Raw genomic sequence first — 15,840 nt, 5'->3', positions numbered from 1 at the left:
TCCGCCCGCAGCGGCCGGCGCGTCGACCCGGGTGCGCCGGTGAGCGACGGCACTCGCGCCGGTCCGAGGACGGACACCCCCCGGCGCGGCCCCGAGCCACCAGGAAGGCGCGCCGCAAAGACGCCCAGCGCCGCGTCCTCCACACGGCCGTACCGCGGACGCACCGCCCCGCACGGGCGACCTCCACATGCGCGTTCCTCCCGGCGGCCCTTCACTGGAGGGGGACACCCCACCGGCACGACCCCGGCGCCCCAGGAACGCCCGGCGGCGAAGAGCAGCGGGAGGAGCCATGCACGGTCACCGCGCACGCTGGACGACGGGTGCCGCGCTGACAGCGGCCGCCGCCCTCGGCCTCACCGGCTGCTCCGACGACGGCGGCAGCCCGTCGGACGCGGTCAGCAAGGCGTCGTCCGCCGCCGCCTCACTGGCCTCGCAGGCCAACGAGGGCCTGGCGTCGGCGACCGCCGAGGCGGGCCGCCGCCTCGACGAGGTCAAGAACGGCGTCGACGCCCGCAGCTCCGTGCGGCTCGGCTCGCCGGCCACGGCGTCCGACGGCCGCACCACGGTCGACGTCGGCGTCACGAACTCGGCCGACTCCACCAAGTCCTTCACCGTCCAGGTCAACTTCAAGAAGCCCGACGGCAGCCTGCTCGACACGGTCGTGGTGTCCATCGACGACGTCCCCGCCGGACAGACCGGCAAGGCCGTGGCCCGCAGCACCCACACACTCTCCGGCCAGGTCAAGGCCGAGGTGGGCGCCGCCCTGCGGCACTGAACCGAGCCTCCCCGGCCACCCGGCCCCAGCCCGCCCCGCCCTCCAGCAAGGCACCGCCCGACCCACCCCACCCGGCCCCCGGGGAAAGACGGAGAAGACCGGCCTGGTCGACTTCGACCAGGCCCTGTTCCAGGAGACGGCCCCGCCGAGACTGCCCGCCTCGGGCCTGACCGCGCCGCCGCCGGTCCCGGGCCGGCCGCAGCTCGGCCTCACGCCGCCGGCGGACGGCGGCGCTCCCTCCGGCACGCCGCAGACCGCCGCGACACCCGCCCCGACGGTGGGATGAGCAGGCCCGGCCCGGCCTACGGCCCCAGCCAGGCCGTGGTGTCCGGCCCGAGCCGGCCGCCGTCGAGCGGGGCGCTGCTGAGCAGCACCTCGCCGGCCGGCAGCCGCACCGCCTCGCCGGACAGGTTGGTCACGCACCGCCAGCCGCTGTCGCGGGTGAACTGCAGGACGCCCGGCGGGGTGTCCTCCGCCCAGGTCAGCGTCTCCCCCTCCAGCAGCTTGCGGCGCAGCCTGAGGGCCGTGCGGTACAGCTCCAGCGTCGAACCCTCGACGCCGTCCTGCGCCTCGACGGCGTACGACGCGAACCGGGCCGGCTGCGGCAGCCAGGCCCCGCCCGCCCCGAAGCCGTACGACGGGCCCGTGGCCGTCCACGGCAACGGCACCCGGCAGCCGTCGCGGCCCTTGCGCACGTGCCCCGTCTGCTCCCAGATCGGGTCCTGCAGCACCTCCGTGGGCAGGTCGGCGACCTCCGGCAGGCCGAGTTCCTCGCCCTGGTAGACGTAGGCCGAGCCGGGCAGCGCCAGCATCAGCAGCGTCGCCGCCCGGGCCCGGCGCAGCCCGGCCGCCTCGTCGACCGCCGGGGCCCGGCCGCCGGAGAGCAGCCAGGCGTTGTCGTCCGTGCCGGGCGGCAGCATCAGGCGGGAGGTGTGGCGGACCACGTCGTGGTTGGACAGCACCCAGGTGGCCGGCGCGCCGGCGGCCCGCGCCCCCGCCAGCGACTCCGTGATCACCGCGCGCAGCCCGTCGGCGTCCCAGCGGGTGTTCAGGTACTCGAAGTTGAAGGCCTGGCCGAGTTCGTCCGGACGGGCGTACAGGGCGCGCCGGTCACCCGGCACCCAGGCCTCGGCGACGGCCGTGCGGGGCGGGCTGTAGGCGTCGAAGATCTTGCGCCAGTCGCGGTAGATCTCGTGCACCTCGTCCCGGTCGTAGTACGGGTGGCTCCCGGGCGCCACGCGGAGCAGGGCGTCCTCGCCGGTGACGCCGACGTTGCCGACATCGCGCAGCGGCTCGTCGAGGTCCTTGGCGAGGGCGTGCGCCACGTCGACGCGGAAGCCGTCGACCCCGCGGTCGGACCAGAACCGGAGCGTGGTGCGGAAGTCCGCGCGCACCTCCTCGTTCCCCCAGTTGAAGTCCGGCTGCTGCGGGGCGAACAGGTGCAGGTACCACTGGCCGTCCGGCACGCGCTGCCAGGCGGTGCCGCCGAAGACGGACTGCCAGTCGGTGGGCGGGAGCTCGCCGTGCGCCCCGCGTCCGTCGCGGAAGACGTACCGGTCACGGGCGGGCGAGCCGGGGCCGGCGAGCAGCGCCTCCTGGAACCAGGGGTGCCGGTCGGAGGAGTGGTTGGGCACCACGTCGACGATGACCTTCAGGCTCAGCCGGTGCGCCTCGGCGACCATGGCGTCGAAGTCGTCGAGCGTGCCCAGGCGGGGGTCCACGTCGCGGTGGTCGGCGACGTCGTAGCCGCCGTCGGCCAGCTCGGAGGGGTAGAAGGGGCTGAGCCACAGGGCGTCGACGCCGAGGGCGGCCAGGTGGGTCAGTCGCTGGGTGACGCCCCGGACGTCGCCGAGCCCGTCGCCGTCCGCGTCGGCGAAGCTGCGGGGGTAGACCTGGTAGACGACGGCCTGCCGCCACCAGTCCGGGTTCCTGGACGACAGGTCGGGTGTCGACTCGTGCGAGGTGCGGACAGTCACGCGGCCTCCTCTGCGGCGGGTGACGGCTTCCGGCAGAAAGCACAACAATGACAAACCTGTCCACTTCGCCGGAATGTGAACACATTCCGCTCCGCCAGACCGAATGAGCGCCGGGCGCACGCCCGCCGGCCGTGCGCCCACCGGCAGCCGCCCCGGAAGGGGACACGCACTGCACCGGCCGCCCGCCCGGCCTTCGATCAGCGCCGCGAGCGGCCGATGTCCGCCCCGCACGGGACAGCACGGCCCGCCCCGCAGGGGGCCGCTCCGCGCCGGCCGCGCGCCCGCCCGTCAGCCGCCGTCCGCCACGCAGTGGGCCAGCAGGGCCCGCACGTCCGGGTCGACCACCCGGTAGCGCACCACGCGCCCCTCCTTCTCGCCCGACACGACCCCCGCCGCCCGCAGCAGCCGCAGGGCCTGGGAGACGGCCGGGTCGTTCATGCCGGTGGCGATCGCGAGGTCGGACACGGCCAGCGGCCCCGTGCGGTGCAGGGCCAGCAGGAGAGCGAGCCGCTTGGGGTCGCTGAGCAGGGAGAAGCGGTCGGCCCAGGAGCGGACGTGCCCGGCGTCGCCGATGGCGGCGACGGCGTCGCACACCCGGTGGCCGTCGATCGTGCGGCGGTCTGCGCGGTCCGCGGGGACGAGATGCATACCGTCATCCTCGCAGGCGCCCGGATGTGATCTTCCATACCTGCGCAGGTATGCAGCTATGCAGGGAACCGCTCGCGGCCCTACGGTGGGCGGGCCGTGGTGTTCGGGAAGCCGGTGACGGCCCGTCAGGGCCCATGCCGGAGCGGCCCTCGCCACTGTGATCAGGGAGTTTCCGGTCCACGTCCCTCCCCGGGGGACAGCCACTGGCCGTCGCGAGACGGCCGGGAAGGCGGGCCGGCGACGCGAGACCTGTAAGCCAGGAGACCGGCCACGGCAGCTCACGAAGTGATCCACGAGGTGCTGGAGCGTGATGACCGGATGACCCTGCCCGACCCTGCCCGGAAGCCGGCGGACTTCGCCTGGCGGCGTGAGGACACCCTCAGGACCGCCGGCCTGATGGCGGCGATAGCCGCACTGCACGTCGTCGCCTTCGGGATCCTCTTCCTCCTCGTCGTACCCGGCCACTACGAGGTGGGTTCCAAGGCCTTCGGCATCGGCCTCGGCGTCACCGCCTACACCCTCGGGGTGCGGCACGCCTTCGACGCCGACCACATCGCCGCGATCGACAACACCACCCGCAAGCTGATGGCCGACGGCAAGCGGCCGGTGCCGGTCGGCTTCTGGTTCGCCCTCGGCCACTCCAGCGTCGTCGTGGTGCTCGCCGTGATGATCGCCGGCGGCACCCGGCTGGCCGGGCGGGTGATGAGCGAGGACTCGCCCACGCACCAGCTGCTCGGTGTGATGGGGACGACGATCGCGGGCACGTTCCTCTACCTCATCGCCGCCCTGAACCTGGTCGCCCTGGCCGGCATCCTCAGGGTCTTCCGGTCGATGCGCGCCGGCACGTACGACGAGACGGAGCTGGAGCGGCACCTGGACTCCCGCGGGTTCGTCAACCGCTTCCTCGGGCGTCTGACCCGGTCGATCTCCCGTCCGGGCCAGATGTACCCGCTGGGCTTCCTCTTCGGCCTCGGTTTCGAGACGGCCACCGAGGTCACGCTGATGGTGATGGCGGGCTCGGGCGCGGCCGCCGGGCTGCCCTGGTACGCGATCCTGTGCCTGCCGCTGCTGTTCACCGCCGGCATGTGCCTGTTCGACACCCTCGACGGCACGTTCATGAACGTCGCCTACCACTGGGCCTTCTCGAACCCGGTCCGCAAGGTCTACTACAACCTCACCATCACCGGCCTGTCCATCGCCGTCGCCTTCTTCATCGGCACCATCGAGCTCGTCGGCGTCGTCCACGACAGGTTCGACCTGCGCGACGACGTGACCGGCTGGATCGCCGGGGTCGACCTCGACAGCGTCGGCTACGTCATCGTCGGCCTGTTCGTCGCGGTGTGGGCGGTGGCACTGGCGTACTGGAAGGTGGCGAAGGTGGAGCAGCGGTGGGCGGTGCGGGCGGCCGACACCCGCTAGTGCCGCGGCAGGCAACGTTCGCCCCGTCGCGACGCCCGGCACGCGCCCCCGTCCCCGAACCGGCCGAAAGCCCCGGTACACCCAGTACGAGGGCGTCCGGCCGGCACGCCGGGAGCACGCACCGGACGCCGCTCCTCGACGGGCGAACGCTGCCTGCCGCGGCATGCGCGCGGCCGTGCGCCTTGCGCCGGTCACGGAACCGGTGGCGGAGCCCGGCCGGGGGTCGGCCGGGGGCCGGGGATGTCGTCCGGTCGGGCGCCCGTCGGGCGCCGTTCCCCCGTCGGACGGCGCGGCGCGCTGGTGAGCGGGCCGCCTCGGTGGTGCCGTGTGAGGCGACCTGTTCCCCGGGCACCTCTGGAGGCACATCCGTGAGAGGCACATCCGTGGTCCGTCCCCCGGCCCGCGCCCTGAGCGTCCCCGTCCTCACCGCGGCCGTCCTGCTGACCGCGGCCGCCTGTTCGGCCGCGCCGGCCCCCGGGCCCCGCGTCGCCGCGTCGCCGTCGGGCGGCGGCCCGTCCCCGGCGGGCCGCCCGCCGAACGCCGCGCCCCCGCTCACGCAGGCCCAGGCACGGGCCGCGCTCATCACCGAGGCCGACCTCGGCGCGCCGTGGGCGCCGACGCAGGGCGCGGCGACCTGGCGGGACGGGCTGCTCAAGGCACGGACCGGCACCCCCGACTGCCAGCGCCTCCTCGACGTCCTCTACGCCGACGAGCTGCTCGGCACGCCGAAGGGCACGCACGCGGTGGCCGCCTTCGACCAGCCCGACACCGAGGCGCAGCTGCGCTACCAGGTCCTCGCGCTGCGCCCGGCCGACGTGGACCGCGTCCTGGCCTGGCTGGAGACGCTGCCCCGCACGTGCGCCAACTTCACGGCGACGACCACGCGCAACGGCGTGCAGGACGTGCAGGTCTTCGAGCAGACGCTGCCCCAGTTCGGGGACGCGTGCCGGGGCCTGGTGGTCAGGCTGACCGCCGACGACCCGGCCGAGGACGACCCGACCGCGCTCGTCCTGGACGTGGCCGCCGTACGCGTCGGCGACGACGCGATCACCGTCACCAACGGCGGTACCGGCGCCGTGTCGGCCGAGTCCACCCAGGGGGCGCTCCAGCGGGGCGTCGACCGCCTGGCAGCGGTGCACCGCCAGGGCCGCGCGAGCGCGTGAGTGCGATGCGGGGGGGGGCACGGACATCACGGCCGACTCCGTCGGTGCGCCCGAGCGCCGTCCGGCGGTGGCCGGGCAGCGAGCGAGTCACAGGAGTCACGCACGAGTACGGCCCGGGCGCGCGCGTACCGATCGGGAACGCCGGTCCCGGTCGGCCCGGCGCGCCATCGAACATGGCTCCGGGCGCACGCCGCCCGGCACAGCCCCGGACGCACGCCACCGAGCGACCCGGGCACACGCCGCCGAACACGACCCGGCGCGCACCGCCCGACACAGCCCCGGACGCGCACCGCCCCACACGGCCCCCACACGCGCCGCCCCACACAGTCCCGGACGCACGCCACCCGAACGGACCCGGCGCGCACGCCACCGGACACGACCCGGCGCACGCCACCGGACGCGGCTTCGGGCACGCGCCGCTCCCGCGGGCCCGCGTCCCGGTGCGGCGTCGCGCCCGCGGAAGCCCCCTCAGGTGTGTTCGGGGTGTTGCTGGAGCAGGCGGTCCAGGGTGAGGCGGCCCGCGGCCAGGTCGCGGGCGGCCGACGTCAGGGACCGGCCCTCCCGCTCGGCGAAGCGCCGCAGGAGCGTCAGCGCCTCGGTGAAGGGGATGCCGGCGTACTGGCCGACCAGCCCCTTGGCCAGTTCCACGGTCGCCTTCGCGGAGATCGCGGCCTGCAGGGACGTCAGCAGGTCGTGCTCGCGCGTCGGCTCGGTCGGCCAGTGGGCGAGCGCCAGGGCGGAGATGTCGCACAGGCCCTGCGCCACGGCCAGGTCGGCCGCGGGCAGGTCGGTGCCGGGCCGGCCGAGCAGGGTCAGCGCGCCGATCGCCCGGCCGTCGATGCGCAGCGGCACGGCGTGCACGCACGCGTACCCGGCCGCCAGCGCCCGCCGGGCGTAGCCGGGCCAGCGCGTCCCGGTGGCCAGGTCCGTCCCGGCGACCGGCAGCCCGGTGCGGCAGCAGTCGACGGAGGGGCCCTCGTGGCTCTCCGCCTGGAACAGGTCGAGGGCCGCGACGGGCTCCTCGGAGGAGGCCATCACGCGCAGGTCGCCGCGGGCGTCGGTCATCACCGCGCCCGCCGCGTCGACGGCCAGCAGGCCCACGCAGTACCCGCTGAGCCGGTCGAAGAGGTCCAGGGGGTCGAAGCGGTCGTCCAGCGTGTCGGCGAGGTCGACGAAGGCCCGCGTGAGCCGTTCCTCCCGGTTGGCCGCCACCTCCTCACGCCATGGTCCGTCGCGCCCCAGGGGACGCGTCTGGAAGTGCCTAGTCACGGTCGAACCTCTTCCTGTGCGTGATCACCTCGCGTGCCACGTCGAGGGCGGTGCGGCCCTCCACGAACGCGCAGGCGCGCAGCCGTGCCAGGGCCTCGTCCGCCGCGGCCCCGAGCTGGGCCATGATCATGCCGATGGCCTGGTAGACCTCGTCCTGATCCGTGGCGAGGCCGTTCAGCCAGGACTGCTGTCCCTGGGCCTCGTCGCCTTCCTCGCGCATCAGGGACATCAGGGCGAGGGTCATCACCCCGGCCACGTGCTGCGCGGTGTCGAGTTCCTGCCGGCCCAGTTCGCGCGGGACGTCGCCGTAGAGGTCGAGCGTGCCCACGCACACGGCGTCGTTGCCGAGCGGCAGGGAGTACACCGCCGCCACCCCCAGCTCGGCGGCCTGCTGGGCGAACACCGGCCAGCGCCGGGCGTCACGGCCGTTGGACAGGTCGCTGGCCAGCACGGGCGCGCCCAGCTCCGCGGCGTACAGGCAGGGCCCGTCCCCGAGGGTGGCCTGGACCGCGCCCATGCGGGCCGCCGCGTTGTCGCTGGCGCTGAGCTGCACGGGCATGCCGTCGGCGCGCAGCGAGACGCTCGCGCCCACCACCGGCAGCAGCTTGACCGCCAGGGTGCACAGCCGGCGCGGGACCTCCTCGGGCGGGACGCCCCGCACCCCTTCGGCGATCACGTCCACGAGGTCCCCCCGCACGGCCGCCGGGCCGTTCCCGGGGTCCGCCGCCGACTCGTCCCCGGGGTGCGGGGCGGAACCGTCCGCGGGGCCGGCCGGATCGTCCACGACGCCGGTGACCGGGTCGTCCGCCGGGATCCGCTCGCGCGCGGAGTCGCCGTCGCGGTCCGGGAGGTCGTCGCCGTCCCGGGGGTCCCGCCGGCGCGGGTCCTCGCCCCGGGCGCCGGAACCGTCGTCCCTCCGCTGCACGGCCACCGCCTCCTCACACCATCAGCGCCGCCATCGTCGTCCGCGGGCTGTCGCGGGCGGCCCGCACACGCGGGCCGACGGGCGCGGGGCGCCTCCTGCCCGCGGCGCGTTCATGACCACCCTTCGCGGGGGCACCGCCGACTACCCCGGGGCGGCGCGGCGAAACCGCCGCACGGGCGCCCACGGCGCATCCGCTTGGGGCCGGGGCGTCACAGCGGGGGCTGCGCCGGCGCCGGGCCCAGCGTCGTGGTGCCCGGGGCGGTGCGGTGCCCCAGCCCGGTGCGGTACGCGTCCAGCGCCGCCTCCACCCGGCCGGTGCGGCGGAAGAGGTCACCGAGGAGCCGGCACAGGTCCGCCAGGTCGCCGGCCGCGCCCGCCCGCTCCAGCAGGCTGAGCGCGCGGACGTAGTGCTCCTCGGCCGTGTCCGTGTCGCGGGCGTCCTCCGCGATGATCCCCAGCAGCCGGTGGGCGGCGGCCGCGTGCACGGCCCCGCGCTCGGGGGAGAGGTCGCCGAGCACGTCCCGCAGCAGGGCGGCCGCCTCCGCCGACTTGCCGCGCCGGTGCAGCACGTCGGCGAGCTCCACGGCGACCTGGCTCGTGTAGAGGGCGGCGCGCCGCTCGGCCAGCATGGCGCGTGCCGCGCGCAGCTCCTCCTCCGCGCGGTCCAGCTCGCCGTTCTGGGCGCACACGTAGCCGCGCATCCAGTGGCAGTTGGCGAGTTCGGTGCGCAGGCGCAGCCCGCGGTACAGCTCGGCGGCCTTGGCGAGCGAGGCGTCGGCCTCGGCGAGACGGCCCTCGGCGAGCAGGGTACGGGCGACGGAGCGGTGCATCCGGGCCACCAGCGCCGGGTCGCCCGCCTTCGGGGCGAGGGCCAGCGCGAACTCGGCCGCCTGGGCCGCCCGCGCCTGCGCGCCCATGTCCATGTACGGCCCGATGACGCTGGCGTACAGCAGGAGCAGGGCGTCCGGGTCGTGCAGGCCGCCGCGGTTGAGCTCGTCGAGGGCGGACTCCAGCAGGTAGACGGCGTAGCGCAGCTCACCGGCCAGGTAGTGGGAGACCGCACGGCCGCGCAGCGCGGGGACGCGGGCCGGCAGGGGCGCGTCGGCGAGGGCCCGCTCGGACCGCTCGAAGTACTCCCGGCCGGCGGCCAGCTCGCCCGTCTCCAGGGCGCACTCCCCGAGGCCGAGCAGTGCGGCGGCCCGGACGTCGGCGAGGTCGTGCGCCTCGCCCTCCTCCAGCAGCCGCGCGTACTCCTCGGCCGCCTTCTCGGCCTCTCCGGAGGCGAGGGTGCGCTGCGCCTCGGTCAGCCGCAACCGCAGGTCGGTGGCCAGGTGGGCCGGCCGCCCGGTGGCCAGCTCGTCGAAGGCGACCCCGAGCCGGCCCGCGAGATGGGTGAGCGCCTCGTCGGAGGGCCGCACCCGGCCGGCCTCGAGGGTGGAGATGTACGCGGGCGTGTACGCCGGCTCCGCCAACTGCCGCTGGGTCATGCCCTGTTCGCGGCGCAGCCGCTGCACCCTGCGCCCGATGGTCTCCGGGTCGTCCCGCTTCGCCATGCGCTTCATCATGCCAGTAAGCGCACGTACGGAAATCCTGTTCACCGACTTGCCGCCGCACGACCTCGAGTCGGCCAACTACCGCCTGCGCTCTTCACGTTCGGCCGTTCCACCCCTAGGTTGGTGAGCGCGTTAAACGTGCTTAATCCATCACTGTCGTTGCGAGGTCGGTTGCCGTGCCCGGACGTCCTGTCGCGCGCCCCGAACGCGTTCCCGCCCGGTACGTCAGGGGGTTCGGCGCGGCCGTCGTGGCCGTGGCCGCCCTGGTCACCGCCGGCCACGCGAGCCCGGCCCACGCGGCGGACAGGGCGGCACCGGCCCCCTACACGTCCCAGGACCGTTAGGGCCGGGCGCGACGGCAGTGCCTGCCGCGCACGGCCGGCCGCGGACGCCGGCCCGCCGCCTGCCGGCCGGCGGCGCGCGGCCGTCCCCGGCCGGGGCGCCACGCCGGCGTCCGGGCCCGGCACGCACCCTCACCCCGGCCGGTGTCAGTCGGGAAGCGCCCGGCGCAGGGCCTTGTCCAGGCGCCGGGCCAGTGTCGCGTCGTCCGGCGGGTCGTCGGCGAACAGGGCGCCCAGCTCCGCGGTGAAGGTCTGCGTGAAGGCGCCGTACAGCGGGGTGCGGGGCCGGGAGACCGCCTCGCGGAGCGCGCGCAGCAGGACGGCCCGGGCGTAGCGCGGGCGACCTGCGGCGTCACGGGGCATGCGGTCGGTGCTCTCGCCCGTGGGGGACGCGGGCGGCCCCGTCGGCGTCGACGCGTCCGTCACCGTGCACCGGACGTCGTTCCGTTCGTACGCCGACACCCGGGTCGCGGCGAAGCCCGCGTCCAGCAGGCAGCGCTCGCTCTGCGGACTGGTCAGGAACGTGACCAACTGGGTGGCCTTCTCAGCTCGTTGGGAGGACCGGGTCACGGCCAGGTTCTGCCCGCCGAGCACCGCGCGTCCGGGCAGCGGGGCCACGCCCAGCTGCTGCTCGGTGAAGGACTGGTGGAGCGTGCGGTAGGCGTAGGGCCAGTGCCGCAGGAAGGCCGTGCGGCCGCCGGCGAAGTCGCTGAGCGAGGCGGCCTCGTCGGAGTGGACGGCGTCGTCGAGCGTGTACGGACGCTCCGTGCGCCGGCGCAACTCGGCGATGCCGTCGGTCAGTTCCCCGACACCGGCCGTGTAGTGGCCCTGGTCGTCGGTGAGCGCGAAGTCGTCGATGACCGACGCGAACGCCTCGATCGCGTTGACCGTCCGGCCCTCGTACCCGGCGAGCTGCGTCGTCCAGGTCTTCTCGAACCCCGCCGGCCGGCGCTCGTCCAGCAGGTCCCCGAGGGCGCGCACGTCCTGCCAGCGGGCGCCGGGGGGCGGGTCGGGGCGCCGCACCCCCACGGCACGCAGGTGGTCGCGCCGGTAGTAGAGCAGCCCGACGTCGCTGTTGAACGGCACCGCGTACACCTTTCCCGCCCAGCGGGCCGTGCCGGCGACCGACGGGATGACGTCGCCGTCGACCGCCGTGTCCGGCAGCGGCCGGACGAGCCCGGCCTCGGCGAACTCGGGCACCCAGGTGACGTCCAGGTTGACCACGTCGTACTCGGCGCTGCCCGACTGCAGCGCCCCCAGCAGCTGGCTGCGCTGCTCGTCTGCGGAGCCGGGCAGCTCCACCAGCCGGGCGTGGTAGCGGGTGCCCTCCTTCTCCTGCTGCCGGTTCCAGGCGTCGATGAGCTGCTGGCGGATGCCGTTCTTGCCGGTCACGTCCCGGCCGCTGGCCACCACGATGTCGCCGAGCAGCTCGGCGGCGGGCGTCGCGGCCGGCCGCGGACCGCTCCCCGTGCAGGCCGCGGCCGCGAGCAGCGGCGTGAGCAGCAGGAGCGCGAGCCGCCGTGCGGCGGGCCTTCGGGCGGCGGACCGTCGTGGCGCGGATCGCCGTGGCGCGGGCCGCCGTCGTCCTCCGCCGTCGCCGCGTGCCCCGCCCTGCTCGCCGTCACCGCCCGGGCGACCGCCCCCGCCTTGGCGCCCGTCCCCGCGAGTCCCGGCTCGGACACCGCTCCCCGTTTGCGTGCCGCTCTCTGCTTGGGTGCCCCTCCCGGCCTGCGCGCCGCTCCCGGCCTGGGTGCCCCTCCCGGCCTGGGTGCCCCTCCCGGCCTGGGTGCCGAGCCCGTCCGCCGCGCCTCGGGGGCCGTTCCCGCTCTCGTGCCCTCCCCGCGTCCCCGGCATCCCGTGCCGCTCCCGCCGGCCCTGCGCACCGTTCGCGCCCTCCGCACCCTCGCCGTCCGTCCCGCCCCGCATGTCCGAGCGCATCAGCCCTCCCCGGCCCCGGCGCATCAGTCCTTCCCGACGCCGGCGCATCAGTCCTTCCCGCCCCCGGCGCATCAGTCCTCCCCCGTTCCGACCCGTGCGACCTCGTCGTGCAGGAGCGTGCCCAGGTCGTCACCCGCGTCCAGGCACCTGCCGCCGCTCGCCTCGGCGATCAGGGCGCCGGGCCGGCCCTGGTCGCAGGACCCGCCGACCAGGGAGACCATGTCCACCGGCACCCCGGCCCGCGCCGCCCTCCCCAGCACGTCCCGGAGGTTGTCGCCGGTCAGCCGGTTGTCGTCCTCGTCGTCGGTGACGTAGACGATCAGCTGCGGCCGTTCGTCGTCCCGGCCCCGGCCCGCCATGTCGGTCAGCGCGGCGAGCAGGGCCGCGTGCGGGTCGGCCTCGGCGTCGTGGACCCGGGCCCGGCCGTCGACCAGGCGCTCGGCGTCCTGGCGGCGGTGGCGGTCGAAGGGGAGCAGCACGTCGTACCGCCGGTCGCCCGAGGTGCCGTGCACCGCCCACACCCCGTACTCGTCCTGCTCGCCCAGTCCGCCGAGGGAGTGCTTCAGCAGGCCGGGGCCGCCGCTGGGGCCCTGCCACTGAGCGGTCATCGAACCGGAGCTGTCGAGGAGGTAGAGCACCCGGCCGGGGCCGTTGGCGCTGCGGTAGCGCTCGAGGGCCGTATCCAGCGCCGTCCGCTCGGCCGCGCCCGGCAGCGGACTGGGGTTGCGCAGGACGCCGACGCCGGGGTTCTCGGAGTCGAGCAGGGGGTGCCCGGCGCCCGTGGCGGACCGGAAGCCGGCCCGGCGGAAGGCGGCAAGGCCGTCCTCGCCGGTCAGCCACGTGTGGAAGCGGCCGACCGCCTCGTCCCGCGCGGCCGCGTCCCGGTCGCCGCCCTCCCAGCGCACCCGCACGAAGGCGGGCGTCAGGGCCGGCACGTCGGTCGGGTACTCGGCGGTCCGCGGCTCCCGTGTCGCCCGGGCGCAGCCGACACCGCTCTTCAGCAGGAACTCCGGCACGAGCGCGGCGGTGCGGAGGTCGGCGGCGGGGTCCTCGGGCAGCGCGCAGAGCAGGGCGGCGGACGTGGGGGCGGGCGGCCCGGCGGGGCGGATCCGCTGCTCGGCGCTGCGCGCGTCGGGCGTGCCGGGGCCGTAGAGGCCGACCGTCGCCAGCAGGGCGGAGCCGGTCAGCTCCGGATCGGGACGGCGCACCTCGGCGCTCCCGTTCCGCTTGCGCAGGTCGTCGACCAGCCGGGAGAGCGGGCGCCCGACGCGCTCGTCGAGCCCCGCCCCGGCGAGGTCCTGCGGGACGGCGAGCACGATCGGCGAGTACACGAACGGCGACGGGTAGGGCTGGAGTTCGGCGAACACGCGGTCGGACCGGTCCACGACGACCCGGTCCACGTCGGCCGTCGACGCGGGGATCCAGACGTCCGGCTGGGGGCCGATGTCCCGCTGCGGATCGGCGTCCTCGTCCAGCGGTTCCTGCCAGGCCCCGGTCTGCCGGCGCAGCGCGCCGACGGCGCCGGCCGCACCCGCGCTGTAGACGGTGATGCCGGTCCGGCGGCAGCCGTGCCCGGTGGTGTTCGTCCCGGAGGTGAGATAGGCGTCGGCGGCCGCGCGGACCGTCTCCTCCAGGTCCGGGTCGGTCAGCACGCGCAGCTCCAGCGGCGGGGCGCAGGAGTGGTCGTCGCCGAGGCGGAGGTACGCGTACGAGCCGAGGCCGACGGCGGCGAGCGTGAGCACCATCGCGACAACCACGGCGGCCCGGCCACCGAGCAGCCGGACGACGGAGCCGGCCCACTTCACCACCGTGCCGGCCAGGGCGCGGAGGCGGCCCAGGAGGGCGGTCACCGCACCCGGTGAGCCGGTGCCCGGCCGCGGTCCCCCGCCCGCTTCCCCGGTGCCGGACGGCGACGGTCCCCCGCCCGCATCGCCGGTGCCGGACGGCGACGGTACGGACGTCGGCACGGCGGGCTGCGTCCGAGCGGACGACGGCGACGGCGACGGCGACGGCGACGCGGACGGGTCCGGTCCGGGACCGGACGGCGGCGGCGCGGTGGACTCAGGTTCTGGGGAGGACGCCGAGGCCCCTGAGGACGCCGGGACTGTCGTGGACAGCGGGGCTGTCGTGGACTCCGGGAGCGTCGTGGACTCCGGGACCGTCGTGGACTTCCGAGCCGTCGTGGACTCCGGCGGTAGCGAGGACTCCGGTTCGCCGGGGGCCTGCCCCGGGGCCGAGGGCCGTGATGCGCCGGACGGCTCCGGTGCGGCGGGGGTGCCCGGTTGCTCCGAGTGCACCGGCGGCCCGTCCGTCCCCTCCCCGGCGGACGGCGGCACGGAGACCCTGTCGACGGCGGGCGGCGTCCCGGATCCTCCGTCGGGCGCCGAGGCGTGCGGAGGCGGGGACGGCTCACCGGACGCGGACGGCAGTGGAGGCGGCGGAGGCGGCGGGTCCGCCGCGGCGGACGCCGCGCCCGAGCCGGACGCCCCTGGCCCCACCGAGCCAGGCGCCCCCGGCCCCGCCGAGCCAGGCACACCGGGCGACGCCGAGCCAGGCACACCGGGCGACGCCGAGCCGGGCACACCGGGCGACGCCGAGCCGGGCACACCGGGCGACGCCGAGCCGGGCGACGACGTCCCCGGCGGAACGTTCCCCCGCCGCGCTTCGCCCCGCGCGGACAGCAGCACGTCCGTGCCCGGCTCGCCCGCGTGCTGCGGTTCCCACGCGTCCCCGAGCGTCGTGGTGAGGCCCGACGCGGCCATCCGGGCCCGCAGCCCGTCGAACAGCCGCAGCAGGGACACCTCACCGTCCACGTCGAGCAGTTCGACAAGTCCGGCGGTGAACGGCGTCGGCCCCTTCTCGCCGCCCGAGTCGATGAGCCGGTTGGCCTGCACGCTCATGAGCAGCAGGATCCGCTGCCGGTGCGCGAAGTCCTGCCAGATCTTCGCGGCGTTACCCGCGTAGCAGCAGTCCAGGATCACCACGACCCGCTCGGCGCGGCTCCCGGCGAGCTCGGTCAGCACACCGGTGAACGCGTCCGCGCCGGGGAACACGGCCCGTCCGCCCGCGACGACCCGCGCGTTGCGCATCTGCAGGAACAGCTCGTCGCCCGCGCTCGGCACGGCGCCGTGCCCGGCGAAGTAGCACAGCAGCAGGCCCTCTGCCTCGTGGGCGGCGGTGCGCAGTTCCTCGCTGAAACGGTCCAGGGAGGGCGAACGGCACACCGTGATCTCCCGCTCGCGGAACACCCCGCCCCGGCGCAGCACGGAGCCGAGCCGGTCGACGTTGTCCCGGACCGCGGGCAGATGGCCGGGCACGCCGTCCGACTCGTCCGGTTTCGTGTGGTCGTACCGCGAGACGCCGACCAGCAGCGCCCGATTGACCCGTCCGCGCGGGTCGAAGCGGCGCACCGGGCTAACCCTCGTCGAGGTTCACCGGATCGACGCGTCCCTCGGGCGGATCCCCGCTCTCCACCTCCCGGCGGTTCGCCAGCCAGGCCGACACCGCACGCGTGGTCTGGGCGAGCAGCTGCTCGAACCCGACGGTCGCGGCGGAGGTGACGACGGCCAGCACGATCTCCATGCCGGTTCCCATGTGGCCGGGCGGCCCGTCCGTGCGCGGCCGCTCCAGGATCCGCAGCCGTCCCGCGCGGACCAGTTCCTCCAGTGGTTTCTCCCGCTCCAGCCACGCCTTGAGCGCGCCCACGTCGCTTCTGCTCGCGCTTCCGTCCAGCCGCACCCGGATGCCTCGGCCGGCCACGCCCTCCCCCTCAGCCATAACTCACCATTCTGGCACCGGAGTCGGCGTCCAGGGAGGGGGCGTACGGAACGGAA

The 15,840-nt window shown here is 75.9% G+C and carries 12 protein-coding genes and 1 riboswitch; of the genes, 4 read left to right on the top strand and 8 right to left on the bottom strand.

What is annotated here, in order from left to right:
* Positions 1–289: 289 nt before the first annotated feature.
* Positions 290–775, top strand: a complete 486-nt coding sequence (locus ABZ920_RS28595; protein WP_361511063.1) for a hypothetical protein — start codon at positions 290–292, stop codon at positions 773–775.
* Positions 776–1,077: 302 nt separating this feature from the next.
* Here the strand turns inward: ABZ920_RS28595 and ABZ920_RS28590 are convergent, their stop codons facing one another.
* Positions 1,078–2,751 (bottom strand): glycoside hydrolase family 13 protein, encoded by a 1,674-nt coding sequence (locus ABZ920_RS28590; RefSeq protein WP_361511060.1) that lies wholly within the window; start codon positions 2,749–2,751, stop codon positions 1,078–1,080.
* Positions 2,752–3,039: 288 nt separating this feature from the next.
* A complete protein-coding gene (locus tag ABZ920_RS28585) occupies positions 3,040–3,399 on the bottom strand; it encodes a metalloregulator ArsR/SmtB family transcription factor (protein ID WP_361511057.1) in 360 nt (119 codons plus the stop codon).
* 80 nt (positions 3,400–3,479) lie between these two features.
* Positions 3,480–3,687: riboswitch (cobalamin riboswitch) on the top strand.
* 30 nt (positions 3,688–3,717) lie between these two features.
* On the opposite strand from ABZ920_RS28585, the gene ABZ920_RS28580 reads away from it, so the two are divergent.
* Positions 3,718–4,818 (top strand): HoxN/HupN/NixA family nickel/cobalt transporter, encoded by a 1,101-nt coding sequence (locus tag ABZ920_RS28580; RefSeq protein WP_361511069.1) that lies wholly within the window; start codon positions 3,718–3,720, stop codon positions 4,816–4,818.
* Positions 4,819–5,186: 368 nt separating this feature from the next.
* Entirely contained in the window at positions 5,187–5,981 is a 795-nt protein-coding gene (locus ABZ920_RS28575) for a hypothetical protein (RefSeq protein WP_361511054.1), read from the top strand.
* Between the two features lie 468 nt (positions 5,982–6,449).
* On the opposite strand, the gene ABZ920_RS28570 is transcribed toward ABZ920_RS28575, so the two are convergent.
* The 3 genes from ABZ920_RS28570 to ABZ920_RS28560 form a co-directional block, all read right to left on the bottom strand.
* A complete protein-coding gene (locus ABZ920_RS28570; RefSeq protein WP_361511052.1) occupies positions 6,450–7,250 on the bottom strand; it encodes a GAF and ANTAR domain-containing protein in 801 nt (266 codons plus the stop codon).
* Entirely contained in the window at positions 7,243–8,175 is a 933-nt protein-coding gene (locus ABZ920_RS28565) for a GAF and ANTAR domain-containing protein (protein WP_361511049.1), read from the bottom strand. Before ABZ920_RS28565 ends, ABZ920_RS28570 begins: the two co-directional genes overlap by 8 nt.
* 209 nt (positions 8,176–8,384) lie before the next feature.
* The gene (locus ABZ920_RS28560) at positions 8,385–9,728 is read right to left on the bottom strand and encodes a helix-turn-helix transcriptional regulator (RefSeq protein WP_361511046.1); all 1,344 of its coding nucleotides are present in this window, start codon (positions 9,726–9,728) and stop codon (positions 8,385–8,387) included.
* A gap of 176 nt (positions 9,729–9,904) precedes the next feature.
* On the opposite strand from ABZ920_RS28560, the gene ABZ920_RS28555 reads away from it, so the two are divergent.
* On the top strand, positions 9,905–10,072 hold the full coding sequence (locus ABZ920_RS28555; RefSeq protein WP_361511043.1) for a hypothetical protein: 168 nt from the start codon (positions 9,905–9,907) through the stop codon (positions 10,070–10,072).
* Positions 10,073–10,216: 144 nt separating this feature from the next.
* Here the strand turns inward: ABZ920_RS28555 and ABZ920_RS28550 are convergent, their stop codons facing one another.
* The 3 genes from ABZ920_RS28550 to ABZ920_RS28540 form a co-directional block, all read right to left on the bottom strand.
* On the bottom strand, positions 10,217–11,461 hold the full coding sequence (locus ABZ920_RS28550; protein WP_361511040.1) for an extracellular solute-binding protein: 1,245 nt from the start codon (positions 11,459–11,461) through the stop codon (positions 10,217–10,219).
* A 617-nt stretch (positions 11,462–12,078) separates the two neighbouring features.
* The gene (locus tag ABZ920_RS28545; protein WP_361511038.1) at positions 12,079–15,417 is read right to left on the bottom strand and encodes a substrate-binding domain-containing protein; all 3,339 of its coding nucleotides are present in this window, start codon (positions 15,415–15,417) and stop codon (positions 12,079–12,081) included.
* Between the two features lie 4 nt (positions 15,418–15,421).
* Entirely contained in the window at positions 15,422–15,784 is a 363-nt protein-coding gene (locus tag ABZ920_RS28540) for a hypothetical protein (protein ID WP_361511035.1), read from the bottom strand.
* Between the last annotated feature and the right edge of the window lie 56 nt (positions 15,785–15,840).

Source organism: Streptomyces sp. NPDC046831, from assembly GCF_040645305.1.
Taxonomy (GTDB): domain Bacteria; phylum Actinomycetota; class Actinomycetes; order Streptomycetales; family Streptomycetaceae; genus Streptomyces.
The sequence above is the reverse complement of the archived record's forward strand: the minus strand, read 5'-3'. Positions and strand labels throughout refer to the sequence as shown.

Coding starts and splice junctions, on each gene's coding strand:
- ABZ920_RS28595 (WP_361511063.1), top strand. CDS start 290: ATGCACGGTCACCGCGCACGCTGGACGACGGGTGCCGCGCTGACAGCG.
- ABZ920_RS28585 (WP_361511057.1), bottom strand. CDS start 3,399: ATGCATCTCGTCCCCGCGGACCGCGCAGACCGCCGCACGATCGACGGC.
- ABZ920_RS28580 (WP_361511069.1), top strand. CDS start 3,718: ATGACCCTGCCCGACCCTGCCCGGAAGCCGGCGGACTTCGCCTGGCGG.
- ABZ920_RS28560 (WP_361511046.1), bottom strand. CDS start 9,728: ATGGCGAAGCGGGACGACCCGGAGACCATCGGGCGCAGGGTGCAGCGG.
- ABZ920_RS28540 (WP_361511035.1), bottom strand. CDS start 15,784: ATGGCTGAGGGGGAGGGCGTGGCCGGCCGAGGCATCCGGGTGCGGCTG.